This window comes from Chryseobacterium sp. MA9 (assembly GCF_024399315.1).
GTDB lineage: Bacteria > Bacteroidota > Bacteroidia > Flavobacteriales > Weeksellaceae > Chryseobacterium.
Window position 1 is genome coordinate 2,024,373 of record NZ_CP075170.1, and the last position, 17,239, is coordinate 2,041,611.

Annotated in this window: 17 protein-coding genes; 6 read left to right on the forward strand and 11 right to left on the reverse strand. The window is 35.9% G+C overall.

Going from position 1 to position 17,239, the window contains the following annotated elements; all coding sequences use genetic code 11:
• The first annotated feature begins 246 nt into the window (after positions 1-246).
• From KIK00_RS09140 to KIK00_RS09160, 5 genes are all read left to right on the forward strand, one after another.
• Entirely contained in the window at positions 247-576 is a 330-nt protein-coding gene (locus KIK00_RS09140) for a PadR family transcriptional regulator (protein WP_047378510.1), read from the forward strand.
• Positions 577-587: 11 nt separating this feature from the next.
• Positions 588-2,309 carry a PspC domain-containing protein gene (locus KIK00_RS09145; protein ID WP_255816244.1) on the forward strand — a complete coding sequence of 574 codons (1,722 nt, stop codon included), beginning with the start codon at positions 588-590 and terminating at the stop codon, positions 2,307-2,309.
• Between the two features lie 315 nt (positions 2,310-2,624).
• Positions 2,625-3,212 (forward strand): 1-acyl-sn-glycerol-3-phosphate acyltransferase, encoded by a 588-nt coding sequence (locus KIK00_RS09150; RefSeq protein WP_255816245.1) that lies wholly within the window; start codon positions 2,625-2,627, stop codon positions 3,210-3,212.
• 102 nt (positions 3,213-3,314) lie between these two features.
• On the forward strand, positions 3,315-3,743 hold the full coding sequence (locus KIK00_RS09155; RefSeq protein ID WP_047378514.1) for a PaaI family thioesterase: 429 nt from the start codon (positions 3,315-3,317) through the stop codon (positions 3,741-3,743).
• Positions 3,744-3,900: 157 nt separating this feature from the next.
• Positions 3,901-4,869, forward strand: a complete 969-nt coding sequence (locus KIK00_RS09160; protein ID WP_255816246.1) for a chorismate-binding protein — start codon at positions 3,901-3,903, stop codon at positions 4,867-4,869.
• Positions 4,870-5,219: 350 nt separating this feature from the next.
• Here the strand turns inward: KIK00_RS09160 and KIK00_RS09165 are convergent, their stop codons facing one another.
• The 11 genes from KIK00_RS09165 to KIK00_RS09215 form a co-directional block, all read right to left on the reverse strand.
• On the reverse strand, positions 5,220-5,420 hold the full coding sequence (locus KIK00_RS09165; protein ID WP_047421124.1) for a hypothetical protein: 201 nt from the start codon (positions 5,418-5,420) through the stop codon (positions 5,220-5,222).
• Positions 5,421-5,425: 5 nt separating this feature from the next.
• The gene (locus tag KIK00_RS09170; RefSeq protein ID WP_047378524.1) at positions 5,426-6,028 is read right to left on the reverse strand and encodes a MarC family protein; all 603 of its coding nucleotides are present in this window, start codon (positions 6,026-6,028) and stop codon (positions 5,426-5,428) included.
• Positions 6,029-6,072: 44 nt separating this feature from the next.
• A complete protein-coding gene (locus tag KIK00_RS09175) occupies positions 6,073-7,812 on the reverse strand; it encodes a BatD family protein (RefSeq protein WP_255816248.1) in 1,740 nt (579 codons plus the stop codon).
• Positions 7,812-8,555, reverse strand: coding sequence for a tetratricopeptide repeat protein (locus KIK00_RS09180; protein ID WP_255816249.1), 744 nt, complete (start codon positions 8,553-8,555; stop codon positions 7,812-7,814). Before KIK00_RS09180 ends, KIK00_RS09175 begins: the two co-directional genes overlap by 1 nt.
• A 99-nt stretch (positions 8,556-8,654) precedes the next feature.
• Entirely contained in the window at positions 8,655-9,662 is a 1,008-nt protein-coding gene (locus KIK00_RS09185) for a VWA domain-containing protein (protein ID WP_255816250.1), read from the reverse strand.
• Complete coding sequence (locus KIK00_RS09190) at positions 9,662-10,654, reverse strand: VWA domain-containing protein (protein ID WP_255816251.1); 993 nt, start codon at positions 10,652-10,654, stop codon at positions 9,662-9,664. The genes KIK00_RS09185 and KIK00_RS09190 overlap by 1 nt, the downstream gene beginning before the upstream one ends.
• Positions 10,647-11,543, reverse strand: coding sequence for a BatD family protein (locus KIK00_RS09195; protein WP_052184830.1), 897 nt, complete (start codon positions 11,541-11,543; stop codon positions 10,647-10,649). The genes KIK00_RS09190 and KIK00_RS09195 overlap by 8 nt, the downstream gene beginning before the upstream one ends.
• A gap of 57 nt (positions 11,544-11,600) precedes the next feature.
• A complete protein-coding gene (locus KIK00_RS09200) occupies positions 11,601-12,464 on the reverse strand; it encodes a DUF58 domain-containing protein (protein WP_255816253.1) in 864 nt (287 codons plus the stop codon).
• 95 nt (positions 12,465-12,559) lie between these two features.
• Entirely contained in the window at positions 12,560-13,018 is a 459-nt protein-coding gene (locus KIK00_RS09205) for a GNAT family N-acetyltransferase (protein ID WP_255816254.1), read from the reverse strand.
• Complete coding sequence (locus KIK00_RS09210; RefSeq protein ID WP_255816255.1) at positions 13,018-14,022, reverse strand: MoxR family ATPase; 1,005 nt, start codon at positions 14,020-14,022, stop codon at positions 13,018-13,020. The genes KIK00_RS09205 and KIK00_RS09210 overlap by 1 nt, the downstream gene beginning before the upstream one ends.
• Before the next feature lie 286 nt (positions 14,023-14,308).
• Complete coding sequence (locus tag KIK00_RS09215) at positions 14,309-15,619, reverse strand: hypothetical protein (protein ID WP_255816256.1); 1,311 nt, start codon at positions 15,617-15,619, stop codon at positions 14,309-14,311.
• Between the two features lie 237 nt (positions 15,620-15,856).
• Here KIK00_RS09215 and KIK00_RS09220 point away from each other — a divergent pair, with 237 nt between their 5' ends.
• Positions 15,857-17,191 (forward strand): peptide-N-glycosidase F-related protein, encoded by a 1,335-nt coding sequence (locus KIK00_RS09220; RefSeq protein ID WP_255816257.1) that lies wholly within the window; start codon positions 15,857-15,859, stop codon positions 17,189-17,191.
• The last annotated feature ends 48 nt before the right edge of the window (positions 17,192-17,239 follow it).

The window sequence follows — 17,239 nt, forward strand, 5'->3', positions numbered from 1 at the left end:
CTTTCATTTCATTAAAATTAAAGATTTTTTAAACATTTTTTAACCAAATTCATTTTTAATAAAATTTATAATAAAATTTATTAAACTGATTTTCAGTAGTTTATAATATTTATTTTAAAAATTTCACTACTTTGTATTGCATAATACCATTTAATTTACATATCTTTGTAATGTAAAATTAGAATAGGCTCAACTAGCTAGGAGCATTTTTCTAAAAATATAACTAATTAACAAAACTTATCAAAGATGAATACCGAAAATACCAAAGCGCAAATGCGAAAAGGAATTCTGGAATTCTGTATTCTAAGTCTCATCAATAATCGCGAAATGTATGTTTCTGATCTTATTGATGAACTGAAAAAAGGAAAACTGGATGTAGTGGAAGGAACCCTCTACCCTCTTCTTACAAGACTTAAAAACGGAGAGTTTCTCTCTTACAGATGGGAAGAATCTACAGGAGGGCCACCCAGAAAATATTATCAGATCACAGAAAAAGGAAAACTTTTCCTGGATGAACTTCAAAACACATGGAATGAGCTGACAGCCTCAGTAAACAACATCACCCAACAAAATTAAAAAACAAAGCTATGAACAAGACACTCTCAATAGGACTCGCAGGTTTTTCTTTTACAATAGAAGAACACGCATATATAAAGCTCAGCGATTACCTGAACGCACTGAGAAGCTCACTGGATGCTTCTGAGGCTGATGAGGTAATGCATGACATAGAAATAAGAATGGTGGAGATTTTCAAAGATTCTCTGGGAAAACGTGAAGTAATTAACGATACCGATGTAGAAAAGGTAATCGCACAGATCGGAAGCCCAGAAAAAATTGAAGAACAGGAAGAGGCTTATTTTTCTGAAAAAACATCTACCAGAAATACCAATTCAGGAAACAATTATACCGATAAGAAACAACTGTTCCGTGACCCGGAAAAACAAAAAATAGCAGGGGTTTGCGCAGGTTTGGCTCAATATGTAGGAATGGATATTACCACAATGAGAGCAATCTGGCTGGGAATCTTCGTATTAGGAATTTTTACAGCAGCTATTTCATCTTCACTGATCGGTCTTTTATATGTAATCCTTTGGATCGTACTTCCAAAAGCTGAAACAGCAGCAGATTTCCTGAAAATGCAGGGAAAGCCTATGAACTTCGACAATCTTAAGAATGAGTCTAATAAATTGGTTCAGTTTGCCAATGAATCTACTCAGAGGGTCGGAGAAATATACAACGAAAACAAACCTTACATCAATAATGCAGGAAGCGGAGTTTGGAATGTATTCAAATATATTGTAGGAGGATTCTTCGTATTGATGGCTGTAGGAAGCATTATCGGAGTATTTGTATTATTCGGTCTTTTCGGGATGGATACAGACTTTCCAGGTGCCAATGAAATCAGATTCTATATGGATGATCAGGGACTTGATAAAGTATTGGCAGCCATGATGGTAATCGGAAGCTTAATACCGGCAATCCTTTTCAGCTTATTAAGCATCAAGATTTTCTCTCCAAAAACAAAACTGAGAAACATCGGATGGGTAGTAGGAGGTTTATTCCTTCTTCTGATCGGATTGGGAACTTACTTCGGAATAAGCATGGCTAAGAAAGACATGATCTATAGAGGAAGCAAGGAAGACGTAGAGAATGTTGCCATCAACACTACTTCAGATACAGTGTATGTGGATGTAAAGCAAGTTAACATTCCTCAGAACTTCAAAGCATATAATAATGATATTTATTCTGATAAAAGATCTGTTTATGAAGAAGATTATATCTCAGTAGATGTAACAAGAAAACCAGATATTAAAACACCATATCTGATCATCAAAAAAGAAGGAAAGGGTTATAATTTCCCAATCCAGCTGACAGTTCCTGTAGAAGTTGTAAACAATAAGATACTACTTCCAAACTATATCAAATATCCATATGAGCATAGATTCAGAGACTATAGCCTGGATTATGAACTTGTAGTTCCACAGAAAACAGTGGTTATCTCCATGAAAAAAGACGGTATTCATATAGATGGAGACTTAGACGGAGACGGTATCAATGACAGTGATCAGGATAGTGATGAAGACCACAATGGTGTTAGAATTGAAAAAAATAAGATCACTGTAAACGGTTCCAGTATCGAATACAACTCTGATGATCAAGACAGTATCATCGTAAACGGTAAAAAAGTTCCGAACAACCAGGCAAAGAAAGTAATTGATTCCGCAGTGTCCAATATCAAAAAATCTAATAAAGATATGGACATCAAGATCAAAGACGGAAAAAACGAAATTTCCATACAAACTAAATAATTAACTTCAGAGAGTGGTAGAAGGTGTGAGTGGATGGCAACCGTTTGAAATTCACACCCTTCTTCTCTCAGAAAAGTGAAAATAAAACTATATTTAGTTTCTTATGTAAAAAAAAAGTTTTAATTTCGTACAGCTAAAATTTAATAACCAACCAACCAAAAACACAGCCTTATCATGATACAATTTGCAATGGAATTCGTAATGAAAATCGTAGATTTAATTAGCGGTTTGTTTTAAGAGCGATAATATTTCAATATATTTGTAAAGTATAACCAAAGTTTGGTTATACTTTTTTGTTTTTAATCCAAGAAATCTATGAAAAAGCTGATAGGCAAAGCAATGTTAAAAATATTAGGTTGGAAGGTCGTTCTGCAGGGCGATGTCAACAGCCTGAACAGGTGTATCCTAGTAGTAGCACCTCACACCCATAATATGGAATACATTTTAGGAAATTTCGCCTATTGGTCACTGGAAAAACCTTTAAAAATCATCATTAAAGACGCTCACACCAAAGCCTGGTACGGAGGTCTTGTAAAGGGTCTTGGCGGTATTGGTATAGACAGAAGCCAGAAAAATGATCTGGTGAATTTTGTAGCCAATCAGTTTTCAAAAGAAGATTTCAGTCTTGTTATTACCCCGGAAGGAACAAGAAGCTGGGTTCCGAAATGGAGAAAAGGGTTCTATCACATGGCATTGGCAGCAAAAGTACCTATTGTACTGGCAGCAGGTGATTTCAAAAGAAATATTGTTTATCTGGGTTATACAATTCCGTACGAAAGAATAGCATCTGTCCCTTTTTCAGAAATCATGCAGGAAATTCAGGACTATTATATCAAAAATGACATTGTCCCTAAAGTCCCTGAAAATTGGAATCCTAATATTATGGGAACCGGAACTGAATAGAATTAGATGCTAGATGCTAGATGCTAGATGCTAGATGCTAGATGCTAGATGCTAGATGCTAGATGCTAGATGCTAGATGCAAAATTAAATCAATTATAAGAAATGAAAGGTCAGACAAAAGAAGAAATATTAGCATTCATCAATAACTGGGGTGATGTAACTCTTGCAAAAACTCTTGAAATAAAATTCATTGATATTGATCTGGAAAATGAAACCCTTACCGCCACTATGCCTGTCCTTCCAAGAACGCATCAGCCATTTGGAATCATGCACGGAGGAGCAAGCTGTGTTTTGGCTGAAACTTTAGGTTCAAGCCTGTCTAATATCTTTATCGATGGTGAAAAGTATTACGGGGTAGGAACCAATATCAATTCTAATCATTTAAGAAGCAAAAAGGATGGAATTGTAACCGCTACAGCACGTTTTATCCGAAAAGGGAAAACCATGCACGTTTCAGAAATTGAAATCCGTGACGAAAAAGGAGTTCTTATCAATCATACAACAATGACTAATAATATCATCAATAGATAAGTTATAATTTTAAAAAAAATAAGGAGCTTAAAATAAATTTAAGCTCTTTTTATTTTGACATTTTTAAGACTAGTAATACCTTTGCAGAAAGGAAAGTTACTCCGGGAATTCCCTATATTATTTCCGGTTGTTGATTTTCAAAATTCCTTCACATCTCATGATTTATTTCAAACTTCCTTTCGACGAAAGACTACTGTCTGCCGATGAAAAAAATATAAAAAATGCAGTCAATTTTTATTCCTACAATGGTCTAGATCAGATCAGCTTCCATGGAAATATTGTTGAAGTTAATTCTGAAGAATTTGATCATATTTTGATCACAAACGAAGAGTTAATCAATGACTCAACAAATTCTGCTGCTGAATCTAAGGAAGAATACTGTAAAACATTGCAGGAAGTGATTGAGGTGATTAAAGAAAACAATCTTCCTAAGCTGGTTTACTCAAGAAGGAAAATCTTTACAGACTTTAATACCATTGACTATAAAGAAAGTTTTAAAAATCTTTGTCAGTCTTATCCTAATGCTTTCAGATATATTTTTAATGATGGTGAGAATGCCTGGATGGGTGCTTTTTCCGAGGTATTGGGGAAATTCAATAAGTTGACCCATGAATTTGAAACCATGGCTCTGGCAGGTACTCTTCCGGTCTCTGAGGACTGGTCTGAAAAAGAAGTTGAAGAGCAAAAACCTGTAACAACCTATATTCAGAACATTCTTAAAAATTATTCTGACGACATGCAGCAGTCGGACACCTATGATCATATTTCCGGTAATATAAAACATTTAAGAACGGATTTTAAAACCCGTATTAAGCCGGAAGAGCTTGATAAGCTTATTCAGGATCTGCACCCTACTCCTGCTGTCTGTGGAATTCCCAAAGATTTCTGCAACGAAAACATCCGTAAATACGAGAAATTTCCACGTGAATTTTATGCCGGCTATATTAAGATTGAAACCGAAGAGAGTATTCTGTACTTTGTGAATCTGCGTTGCGCAAGACTTTATAAAAACGCTGCACATGTTTTTGTAGGAGGTGGAATTACAGCTCAAAGCAACCCGGAAAAAGAATGGACGGAAACGGAACTGAAGTCTGAGGCAATATTGAAAAATCTGGCTATTTCTTAGTGTTTGTAGATTTGCCCACAGATTTCGCAGATTTTCACGGATTTTTGTGTATATCTTTCTTTGCGGAATGAAACACCTCCATAAACGATTTTAAAGTCCCTTGTAACACTTTACGAATTTTGCTTAATATATAGATTTTGGCTAAAGCCAATGGAACTCTTATCCTTTTTTGAAACAGGCTAAAGCCCATTTCTATTAAATACGAAAATCCAACATTGTGTTTAATAACAATCTGAACCCTAACTTCTGTTACCTAATACCCAATCTTTATTACCTTCCCTACCACCTCATCAAACAAAAAAACCTCCTTCAAACGAAAGAGGCCTTATATCTATAATGAAATATTCAATTTATTTCTTTACACCGATTCTGCTCCAGGTATCCATTACAAAAAGCAGGATAAGACCTATTGCAGCTGCTGATGCTGAAAATACAAACCTAACGTTATCCTCATCTCCTAAGATATCTGTTGTCTGCCAGTTGATAGCATAAAGATTGATGGCGATGAATACAATAAACAGTACTAAAAATACTTTATAAAACTTCTTCATGACTCTTAAAAATTAATATAATTCTGCACCAACTGTGCAAAATTTGCGGTGAATAATTTAATTGAAATTGCCAAAAGGATAATTCCGAAAACTTTCTGAAGGATCATCAAAGTAGCATCCCCAATTTTTCTCTCCAACCATTTCGCTGATTTCAGCACCAAATATACGAAAATTGTATTAAGAATAATTCCGAAGATAATATTAATATCATGAAATTCAGCTCTCAGAGACAGTGCCGTGGTTAAGGTTCCAGCTCCCGCAACCAGCGGAAATGCGATGGGTACAATAGATGCGGCCTTTGCTTCGGTTGTTTTATTAATTTCAATTCCTAAAATCATTTCCAGGGCTATGACAAAAATCACAAAAGCACCGGCAATGGCAAAAGAATTTACGTCTACTCCAATAAGTTTAAGGATCTTATTTCCTACGAAAAGGAAAACAATCATAATAGCACCAGCAGTGATTGCAGCCTTTCCAGCCTCAATCTGTCCAAACTTCTGCTGAAGACTTACTATAATGGGAACTGAGCCGATAATATCGATAACGGCAAAAAGAACCATAAAGCTGGTAACGATCTCTTTAAAAGAGAAACCATCAAAAATTTCCATCTCTTTGTAATTAAAAATTTCGCAAAAATATGAAAATAAACTGATTATTTGCTAATTTGTGAATATAAATTAACAATTGTTTTCAAAAGTTCTTCAAGTGCATCAGCAGATTTCACAGGATTGTATTTCTCCATCTGAACTTTCTGCTGCAATTTGTTGTATTCCTCTGCAACTGAAGCTCCTTTGTGTTTTTCAAGAAAAGTCTTAAACTCTGCTGCAGAGCCTTGAAAATACTGACTTCTCACTTCCTGATCCAATTCCTCCAGTGTCGTAAAGAACTTTTCGTACTCACCGTTATCTTTAAGATTTTCCAGATATCCGAAATAATCATTGATATCTGTTTTCAGCAATTCTCTGATCTCTTTTTCTGTTTCAGCCACTGAACCTAAAGGTTTTGACGGTATAGTTTCCCTAACTAATGTACGTTTTTTTTGCCAATTTTTAAATAACAGATAAGCAACAAATAAACTTACCAGAATGGCAATATTCGTTAAAAGGATATCCCAATGGAATTTACTTTTTTCTTTTACTTTAAAGGAAGTAGTTTTTAAAACTGGAGTATTCACCGTCTCCAGAAGGTTATTGGTATACTCATTTACTTTTTCTACCGTAGAGCGGGCTTCCAGAATCTGATCATGAGAAAAGGCATTCAGATCCAGTGTTTTTTGTCCCAGATCTACATATTCTTTATTTTCAGGATCAAAGAAAGCAAATTGTTCAGTTTTAATAGAAATTATCCCGGATTTTTTTGGAATAATGACATAATTAGCCAGAATCTCGCCCTTCATTCCCGCAGTTCCCGGAGAAACTTTAGTGGTAATTTTCGGAGGAAAAACTTCATAATCCGGAGATGCAGCAATTTTAGGAAGTTCCATATCCGGTAAGTTACCTTCGCCCGAAACTTTCACTACAACATTCAATGGCTTTTTGGCTTCCGGCTTTTCTTTGGAAGCATTATATACGTTGACATTAAAGTTTCCAACAGCATTTTTAAAACATTCAGGAGCTCCCTCAGGAAGCTTTCTTACATTAATTTTTACTTTATTGGAAACAATTTTGGTTTTATTAGAATAGGTACTTACAGAAGCTGATACTCCAGGTACTTCCACATATCCGGCTTCATTAGGAAATACCATAAACATGGCCAATACCTGTGAAGGCATATTCCCATATCCGGATGGATCTATCTCGGATTTATCAAAATTAATAGGATGTACGTTGATATTATCCTGCTCCGGAAGATGGATATTTTTCACCTTTCTCAGGTTATCCATATTTCTTGAATATACTCTAAGAACAGCAACGGTAGGTTGATCCTGATAGACTTCCCGGTCATCAATCTCCATATTCAGATAGACATCATTGGAGGTATTGGCAGCTAATGATCTTCTATCAACAATGTCACGGATATTAACATCGAAAGGTTCTGTCTTGTAGATTCTGTTGTTTACCGTAACCAGAACTGAACCGATTTTTATTTTCCCTTTTTTCTTAGGTTCAAGAGCAATTCTCGATACTTTTTGAGTAATTAAAGTATTGGTAGCAGGATCAATCACAGTATTGGTAACAGATCCACTTCCTATAATATTAAATTTTGAAAGATCCGGAAGCTGGAAACCTGTCTGTTGTACAAGGTCACTTCCGTTAAGTTCAAGAACAATGGTAAGGTTTACAATATCTTTCCCTCCATACTCAGATTTATCAGCATCCAGAGTAAGATTTACCTGTCCGTAAGTAATTACGGATGCGAGGGTAAGCAATATGTAAATCAATTTGTGTTGCATCACCAATCTTTCTCGTTGCTTTCAGGCATCGAATAAGAATTTTTGTTTAAAATTCTTCTGGCGGTTTCTTTTTCTTTTTCGTTTATTTTATCTAAGATTGCATTTTCAAGATTCTTAGGCATTCTGCCTTCATTATTCTGATTCTGCTTAGGATTATCACCTTGGTCGCTTTTACCTTCGTTTTGCGGGCCATTTCCCTGATCCTGTTTTTTATCTTTGTCGCCTTTCTGATCATCACCTTTGTTCTGATCATTTCCGCCGCCACCTTTTCCTGAGTTATTCTGCTGGTTCTTTTGTTGTTCTTTTTCTTTCTCTTTCAGTTTGGCAATCTCATAATTTTTTCTGGTTACCTCACTGTAGGGATCCTGCTTCAAAGCTTTCTTATAAAAATCAGCAGCTTTTTCCGGCTGGTTCATCTGCATATAAGCATTCCCTAAATTATGAAGAGCGGCAGTCTTATCAGGAAGTGTTTGTGAAAGTTTTTCAGCTTTTTCAAACTCTGCCTTTGCCTCTTCGTATTTTTTACTTTTATAGAGTGCATTCCCCATATTATAATGAGCAGTAAAATCTTTATCATTGGATTTTATTGCTTCCATATATTTTGAGGAGGCACCGTCATAATCTTTACCGTCAAATTTCTGGTTACCTTCATGAACTAAATTTCTGTAGTTTTCCTGCCCAAACAAGAAGCCTGAGAATGAGATGGCAACAATAAACGATAAAAATATGATTTTAGTATTCATCACTTGCAAAATTATTCCTTTATATGTTAAGAAACAGAGTTTTATTTGTTAAAATTCGGTTAAAGTACTTGTAGAATTTCTTCTATAAATAAGGAAAATCTATACATTAAAATCTTTTTTAGGATTAAAAATATAAATTAAAAAGAAAAACAGAATAGATACTCCAAGAAAATATTGATAATAATGGTTGGCATTCTGTGATTTTACCATGGTTTCGGCACCTGCAGCTTTTTTATTGACTGCATCGACAATTCTGTCCGGAGCTTCATTGATATTGTTACCGTCAATATAAGTTCCGTCTGTAGATTCTGCCATTTTCTTTAAAGCTTCAGTCTGTCTCTTTGAAATAACAGTTCCTCCGTTCACATCTGTTTTGTATCCCATCAATTGTCCAAATACATACTCCGGAACCGGAGCACCTTCATCTGTACCGATTCCTACAGAAGTAATGCTTATTCCTTCTTTATTGGCTAATCTTATAGCCGCATTATCATTTCCTTCATTATCTTCACCATCACTTAATAAGATGATTTTTCTGGACCCTTTGCTTACATTTTTAAATTTCTCCACAGCAGCCTGCATCCCTTTCAGAAAATCTGTTCCCTGAATCTGCATAGAATTTGTTTCAATCCCGCTGATATAAGTCTCTGCAGAATTATAATCTGTTGTCAGAGGCATGATAGACATTGCATGTCCTGCAAAGATGACAATACCTACCTTGTCATTATTCATTTTCTTCATGGTAGCCAACATCAGATTTTTAGCCTCCGTAAGACGGCTAGGGTCTATATCCTCAGCATTCATAGAATTGGATACATCCAGCATAAAGATCACATTGTTCAGTTTCTGGGTACTTTTCACCTCTTCCGAACCATTCAAAAGGTCAATGATGGAGAATATCAAAAACAGTGTTCCCAATAAATATAATGCTGGAAAAAACCTGGTAAATCCTGATCTCTTTTCAAATAAGTTATCGTGAAACTGACTGGCTGCAAAAATTTCCCTTTTCCTATTTCTCCATTTTAAGAAACGGATCAAAAAGGAAGCTAACAGCGGCAGAAGCAACAGTAAAAATAAATACCAATAATTTCCTAAAGACCAACTCATCAGCTTAAAATTTTATAAAACACCCATCTCAACAATGCATCAAACACCAGCATTCCTAAAGCAATCCAAAGGAATATTTTGAAATATTCTTCGTAATTGTACAGTTTGGAAACTTTCACATCAGATTTTTCCAGTTGGTTGATCTCATCGTATATTTCTTCCAGACTACTGTTTGAGGTTGCTCTGAAGTATTTTCCTCCCGTAGTCTGTGCAATTTCTTTCAAGGTATTTTCATCAATGGTCACCTCGGTTTCCGTAAAGATAAGATCTCCAAAGATGTCCTGCGATGTCGGCATCAGAGCATAACCATTGGTCCCGATTCCGATTGCATATACCTTTATATTGTTATTTTTTGCCAGTTCAGCAGCAACCTGTGGAGGAATAGCATTCTGAATATTGCTTACCCCATCTGTCATCAGGATGACCACCTTACTTTTAGCTTTACTTTTAATCAAATGATTTACTGCAACAGAAAGACCTTCTCCGATAGCCGTACCAGGTTCAAGACCTGCAGAATTCAGGTTTTTAATTTCATCAACCACCACCTGATGATCTGAAGTAACCGGAACTTTGGTAAAGGCTTCTGCAGCATATGCTACCACTCCAATCCTGTCATTAGGACGTTTCTGAACAAATTTTACGGCAATATCTTTCAATGCTGTAATTCTGTCTGGATTCAGATCTTTCGCGAGCATACTTAAAGAAACGTCAATGGACAGCATAATATCCACTCCTTTTGTATCATCCCTGTCCTGCGAAATCGTAAACGTTCTCGGTCTTGCCATGGCAATAATCAAAGCAGAAAGAATGATATACTTTGAGATTTTCAGTAAAAAAAGTACGCCCTGGATTCCATCGCTATGGTCCATATTTTTTATGGTAGGCACTTTTATACCTTTTCTTTTGCGTCTCCCGGCATCTTTAATAAAAAGTGGGATAAACAGCAGAAAAAGCAGTAAGAACCATGGGCTGTAAAACTCAAAATTAAACATCCTTTCTTAAGTTTTCGAATTCTAAATCTTTGGATGATCTCTTCACAAAATCTCTGATATTGGCAAAATCGGTCTCCATTGTATTTTGATCCGGAAACGTTTTGGCAAATTTCACCAGGTCTCCTCTCAGGAATACATCCTCTATTATTTTTTCATTGTCCTGCGAAATTGTATTGTTCTTTTTTATGACATCAATAAGGTCATCCGTAAGAAGAACATCTGCGGGAAGGTGATATTGTTTAGTAATGAATGTTCTGGAAATATCAATCAGTTCAACATAGAACGAACGGAAGTTTCCTCCTTCAATATATTTTTTCTTTTTAAGAGAGTCAAGCTCTTTCAAGGTTTGATTGGTAGCCACTACCGGAGAACTTTTGGATTTCCTGCCCCACTTTACAATCATAATAATTGCAATGATTAAAGCAATACCCGCGAGTGCTGCCAGAATATAAAATTTGTAAAGCTCCCAATAATCTTTAGCTTCAAGTTTCACTTGCTTATTACTCATGATATCATTGATCTGATCTGCTTTTTGAGCCGTATTAATGACATCTATTTCATAAGGAATGGTTTTAAGTACCTTATCTCCTACTTTGAATTCCAGTTCTGGAATGGTAAACTTCCCTTCATCAAAAACAGCAAATTCAATTTTTCTTTCGTAAGAATTGGCCGTCTGCCCTATACTGTCCTTAGTTTCTTCAAAGTGAAAAGGGAGCAGTTCATTTTTTGGAGCGGAAGTTACCTGCTGCTCATTAAGGTTGTCAATCTTTATGGTAATATGATTGGTTTCCCCAAGAGCCAGGGTTTTCTTTTCTACGTTAGAGGATAATATCTGTGAAAAAGCATTCGCACAGATCAGAAAAGATAATATTAAAAGTATTTTTCTCAATGTTAAAATAATAAAGGCAAAAGCGCCTAATGTTTTTAGTTACGGGCTGAACCCGTGTTATTTTTTCTGAAAATAATTATACAATAATTTTGAATAATCTGAGCCGGTATTGATATTCATAAAACTGGCAGAGCTGTTGGCGAAATCTTCTTCCAGAGCTCTCAGTTTTTGTTTTTGAGCTTCAGCAAAGGTATACCGCCATCTTGCACTGGAAGTATTGGCCCATATTTCTTTTCCGGTTTCCACATCCAGTAAACGGGCATATCCTACATCAGGAATTTCATTATCTTTTTCATCATAAATCCTCATTCCCAACAGCTGGTGTTTCTTTGAAGCTACTCTCAGCATTTTGGAATCATATTCATCTCCAAAATCTGAAAACAGAAAAACCAGAGATTTCCTTTTGAAAATTCCCATCATATATTCCATCGCTTTGTCTATTCTGGATTCTGCCGGAACATAATCTGCAGTCAGAATATTACTGATAATGGAAAGAATATGTTTTCTTCCTTTCTGAGGAGGAATTACTTTATATACTTTATCAGCAAACAGGATCAATCCTACTTTATCATTGTTACCGGCTGCTGAGAATCCCAGACTTGCTGCTATTTCGGCTACATATTCTCTTTTTAGCTGGATTTTCGTGCCATAATCCATAGAAGCGGAAATATCAACAAGAATCATCATCGTCAGCTCCCTTTCTTCTTCCATTACTTTTACGAATGGCTCACGGAACCGTGCAGTTTTATTCCAGTCGATTCTTCTGATTTCATCCCCAAACTGGTAAGGACGAACTTCAGAGAAAGTCATCCCCTGCCCTTTAAAAGCACTGTGATATTGCCCCATCAAAGCAGCCTCCGTCTTTTTTCTGGTACGGATTTCAATCTGCTTTACTTTCTTTACAATATCTTTTATCTGCATAGACGAGTTCAAGATTTAAAATTCAAAGTTTAATGTTTACCGTTTCGGGTTAACGAGTTATGGGATTTGTAGTTTATAATTATATTTTATAATCCTTAGCTTTTAAATTCGATAGAAACATTTAACCATTCGTTATCAAACTTCGGACTGTATTTTTTATAAAAATTGATGGCTGGCTCATTCCAGTTCAATACCTGGAACACCATTCCGCTGTAGCTGTTTGATTTACCATATTCCAATGTTGCATCAAACAACATTTTTCCAATCTGCTTTCCTCTCAATCTTTCTGTCACAACGAGATCTTCAAGATACAGCCTTCTTCCCTTCCATGTTGAGTATCTGTCGTAATACAGCGATATTCCCACTATTTGACCTTCAAATTCTGCAACAAAAGCTCCCCATACCGGAGACGTTCCAAAACCATCCTGAGTAAATTCATCCAATGTCACCGTTACTTCATGAAGTGCTTTTTCATATTCCGCCAGTTCTTTAATTAAATCCAGCATAGAAGCACAGTCCTCCAGAACTGCTTTTCTGATTAGTACATCACTCATTATGGTGCCTGGATTTTTGCTAAAATTCTATTAACGATTTCTTCTGATGAAATTTCTTCTGCTTCAGCCTCGAATGTCAAGCCTATTCTGTGTCTCAATACATCTTTTGCCAATGCTTTTACATCTTCAGGAATCACAAAGGCTCTTCCTTTTAAGAATGCATATGCTCTTGAAGCGATAGCAAGGTTAATGGATGCCCTTGGAGAAGCTCCAAAGCTGATATAATTTTTAAGATCAGAAAGACCGTAATTTTCCGGATAACGTGTTGCAAAAACCATATCCAGAATATATTTTTCAATTTTCTCATCCAGGTAAATCTGGTTGATCAATTCTTTTGCATCTACAATGTCCTGAAGGGAAATCACAGGTTTCACAGTCGGCTGATGTGAAGTTGAAACCATTCTCATTACCTGTCTTTCATCTTCAAAAGAAGGGTAATCTATTGTACATTTCAACATAAAACGGTCACTTTGTGCTTCAGGCAGCAAATAAGTACCTTCCTGATCAATCGGGTTTTGGGTTGCCAATACAAGGAACGGCTTCGGAAGCTTCATTGTTTCATCACCAATTGTCACCTGTTTCTCCTGCATTACCTCCAAAAGGGCCGATTGTACTTTTGCCGGTGCACGGTTGATCTCATCCGCCAATACAAAGTTCGCGAATACAGGACCTTTTTTTATAGAAAAATCATTGTCTTTGATATTGTAAATCATAGTTCCCACTACGTCTGCAGGAAGTAAATCCGGAGTAAACTGAATTCTTGAAAACTCACCATGAACAGCATCTGCCAACGTTTTTATGGCAAGGGTTTTAGCCAATCCCGGCACTCCTTCAAGAAGAACGTGACCGTTTCCCAAAAGCCCAACCAAAAGACGGTCTACCATGTAATCCTGCCCAATAATAACTTTGTTGATTTCCTGTCTCAGAAGAGAAAATAAGTAGTTTTTTTCTTTTACTTTTTCCGTCAATTGGCGGATATCTTCAGCTTGATATATCTCTGACATAGCTTGATTTAAAATAAGTGGTAAATTTCTGATAAATACTTGCATTAATCAACACAACAAATGCCATTTTTGAGTTAAAGTTTGTTAAATATTCCGGGATTAACGTGATATTTAAGGCTATAACGCTGATTTTTTTGTCTATAAACAAATCTTTATATCCAAGTTATTTTCGCAGATGCATCAATCTTTTTTTGTATTATTCATATAAAAAGTGCTGCAGAATAACTTTCACAACACTTTTGATTTACCGTCTCAATTTTTGATCAAAACCTAATTCCCAAACACTTTAAAGCTTGGTTACTGTAATCGTAAATGTATTTTCAGGAGCATCTGTTGTATCATCATAAGCTCCTACATTTATAAAATAATCAATTCCTGATGTAGTAGTAATCGTAAGCGTTTCTGCTGTACCACCGCCGCCGTTATCTACTGTATCTGTACATGACAGATTGCTGCAACTCCCACTATACACTCCTATTTGAGGATCAAAACTGCTTCCGGAAGGCATTGTTACTTTAACCGTATATTGACTTCCATCTCCAACCAATTTGAACCATGTTCCATCATTCATTCCCGTATCTCCATTACTGGTACATACGCTTATATTTCCTGAATTATTAGTTGTAGACACAGCATCATCCTGAGTATAGCTGTAAGGAAATACAGTTGCAAGCAAAGCTCCCGAGCATGCATCATTAGCGGGTATTGCGGGAACCGTTTTAAAAACAAATTCTGAACATCCGGAGGATTCAACGTTAACAGAAACAGCCGTTATCTTCAAATAATAAGTTGTGCCTGTAGCAAGAGCAACCGAAGGTGAAAAGGCATTCCCAAATACAGCTTGCTGATTAACAACATTAGCACTTCCCGGACTTGTCCCTATTGAAATTTTATAAGAATCCGCTCCGGAAACAGGAAACCAGGTGATATTAGGAGACAAGGAAACATTTTGGGTATTATTTGCAGGATACATAATAAAAGGACAGGCAGGACCTGCACTTGATGTAAGTCCTGAAATTGTAACTGCTGATTTATAATCCGCTCTTATTCCACCCGGCGGAGCAGAAATATCTACCACGTTACGATCCCCTTTATAATAGAGGGTTGAATTGGGAATATGAGCATAGACATGGAAGGCTTCATCAAAATTATTAATATCGACATTTGGAGAATTTTCCTTTGCAGCAACAATCAGATTATCAATATTATTATAAGCAAAAGGTGTTGTAAAAACAATCTGGACTTTATTATTATTTTTAGCTACAGTTCCTGTAAATACCTGTGTCAGCTGTGAAGCAGGAATCCAGTCTGTACCGGAAGAAAAGGCCGCCTTTGAGGTATGACCAAGATAAACAGTCCAGTTGGAAGATTCTGTAATGGTTGACGATGAGTCTACATAAAATGTAAGACCTGTAATATTACCTGCTGCATTAGCATTTATTTCCTGTTTAGGATAGATTTGCTGCACATAGGAATAAGAGAAAAAACTACTCACAGGTGCTGTCCCTACATTCGTAGTTCCAATATTGATATTAATCTGAGCTCTCACTCCTCCCACTACTACAAAAAACAAAATTAAAAGTAAAATTCTTTTCATTATTAATAACATTAATCTCAATTACCTTGCTAATTTAATAATAAATACTATGAACGCAATAATAAAAAAATATTTTCATGCGCATGATTTAACACAAAAAAAATTAATTAAACAAAAACATGATTAAAAATTAAAAAAAGCAAATATTAATCAACAAAACACCATAAAACATAAAAACAAAAGAAATTAAAAGTAATTTTGATACTTAATTAATATATTTACACTAAACATCAATCTATGTATAAAAGGCTATTTTTTTTAAGTATTTTTATAGCAAATCTGGCTTTATCACAAACAACGATGACCAATGTGATTTCAGATGCTATTTATTATGATGGTTATGCAGCTACGGTATCCAACCCCGTTCCAAGCGGCTTAACGAGACTAAATAGTGCCAGATATACGAGAAAACTTACAGATGCCGAACTAGACTCTTTTAAAGCCAAGATAGCCATGCGGGTAACAATAGCTGCATTATGTGATAATTACGACCGTCTCGGAGAAGTCTTTTTAGCGATGGTTCCTAAAAATCAATCTACTTATACAATTAATGATCCGAACATCAGAAGAATTGAGATAGGTAGATATATTACTCCGTTCATGAATAAAAACAGAACACCCTCAGAAGTTCCATATACTTATGATGTCAGCAATTTGTATAGCATATTTCATGATATGGCATTGCGTAGTACTTACGATTTGTATATGGAATTGGATGTTTTCGGGGTTCCCTATGCAGCCCAAACCCAGGTTTCAGGTTGCTCAGGCAGAATTGATGTTTTTTCCGGAACCCTTACTTTTTTCTCAACGGATACAGGAGCAATCCCTACAGATACCAACAGCCTCGTGCCTATATTAAGCTATAATAAACTTAACAACTATAACAGTACCGATGTTACCGGAGAAACCGTTAGAATTGTGACTTTTAACCTGCCTAATCCTGTTAATAATGCCCGCTTTTTTGTAATATCTACTCCTCATGGTGCCAACAATGGCGGCGAAGAATATATAAGAAGACAAAACTACACTTATATAGACGATGTACAGGTACTCACTTACACTCCGGGAGGGATTTCATGTGAACCGTACCGGGTATATAACACCCAGGGAAACGGAATCTATGGATCTACTCCTAAAACTTTTGCAGACTGGACTTCATGGAATAACTGGTGTCCCGGAAATGCAGTTCCTATCAGAGAATTTACACTTCCCAGCTTAGCTGCAGGCAATCACACTCTGAAACATACAATCCCAACAGCTGTTTTCAACCAGCAACAGGGAGATGTCATGCTATCAGTTTACATGCAGGGTAAAAGCAATGCAGCCTTAAATGTAAAAGATATCAGAACAGTAGATGTAAACATATATCCTAATCCCACTTCTGACTTTGTACACATAAGATCAAAAACAGATGTAACCTCAATAAGCCTCTTCAACGCAGAAGGAAGGAAACTTACAGAAACTTATAAAGAAAATAAGATAAATCTTTCATCATGCAGTACAGGAATTTATTTTTTAAATATTGTTCTAAAAGACGGAACCACATTTAAACATAAAATCATCAAAAAATAAAACTGCCTGTAAAATCCTATCATAAACAGAACCATTAAAGCCTTCCTG

Bases quoted from the DNA above. Each gene is read 5' to 3' on its own strand.
- KIK00_RS09140 (WP_047378510.1), top strand. From the start codon at position 247: ATGAATACCGAAAATACCAAAGCGCAAATGCGAAAAGGAATTCTGGAA.
- KIK00_RS09145 (WP_255816244.1), top strand. From the start codon at position 588: ATGAACAAGACACTCTCAATAGGACTCGCAGGTTTTTCTTTTACAATA.
- KIK00_RS09150 (WP_255816245.1), top strand. From the start codon at position 2,625: ATGAAAAAGCTGATAGGCAAAGCAATGTTAAAAATATTAGGTTGGAAG.
- KIK00_RS09155 (WP_047378514.1), top strand. From the start codon at position 3,315: ATGAAAGGTCAGACAAAAGAAGAAATATTAGCATTCATCAATAACTGG.
- KIK00_RS09160 (WP_255816246.1), top strand. From the start codon at position 3,901: ATGATTTATTTCAAACTTCCTTTCGACGAAAGACTACTGTCTGCCGAT.
- KIK00_RS09165 (WP_047421124.1), bottom strand. From the start codon at position 5,420: ATGAAGAAGTTTTATAAAGTATTTTTAGTACTGTTTATTGTATTCATC.
- KIK00_RS09170 (WP_047378524.1), bottom strand. From the start codon at position 6,028: ATGGAAATTTTTGATGGTTTCTCTTTTAAAGAGATCGTTACCAGCTTT.
- KIK00_RS09175 (WP_255816248.1), bottom strand. From the start codon at position 7,812: ATGCAACACAAATTGATTTACATATTGCTTACCCTCGCATCCGTAATT.
- KIK00_RS09180 (WP_255816249.1), bottom strand. From the start codon at position 8,555: ATGAATACTAAAATCATATTTTTATCGTTTATTGTTGCCATCTCATTC.
- KIK00_RS09185 (WP_255816250.1), bottom strand. From the start codon at position 9,662: ATGAGTTGGTCTTTAGGAAATTATTGGTATTTATTTTTACTGTTGCTT.
- KIK00_RS09190 (WP_255816251.1), bottom strand. From the start codon at position 10,654: ATGTTTAATTTTGAGTTTTACAGCCCATGGTTCTTACTGCTTTTTCTG.
- KIK00_RS09200 (WP_255816253.1), bottom strand. From the start codon at position 12,464: ATGCAGATAAAAGATATTGTAAAGAAAGTAAAGCAGATTGAAATCCGT.
- KIK00_RS09205 (WP_255816254.1), bottom strand. From the start codon at position 13,018: ATGAGTGATGTACTAATCAGAAAAGCAGTTCTGGAGGACTGTGCTTCT.
- KIK00_RS09210 (WP_255816255.1), bottom strand. From the start codon at position 14,022: ATGTCAGAGATATATCAAGCTGAAGATATCCGCCAATTGACGGAAAAA.
- KIK00_RS09215 (WP_255816256.1), bottom strand. From the start codon at position 15,619: ATGAAAAGAATTTTACTTTTAATTTTGTTTTTTGTAGTAGTGGGAGGA.
- KIK00_RS09220 (WP_255816257.1), top strand. From the start codon at position 15,857: ATGTATAAAAGGCTATTTTTTTTAAGTATTTTTATAGCAAATCTGGCT.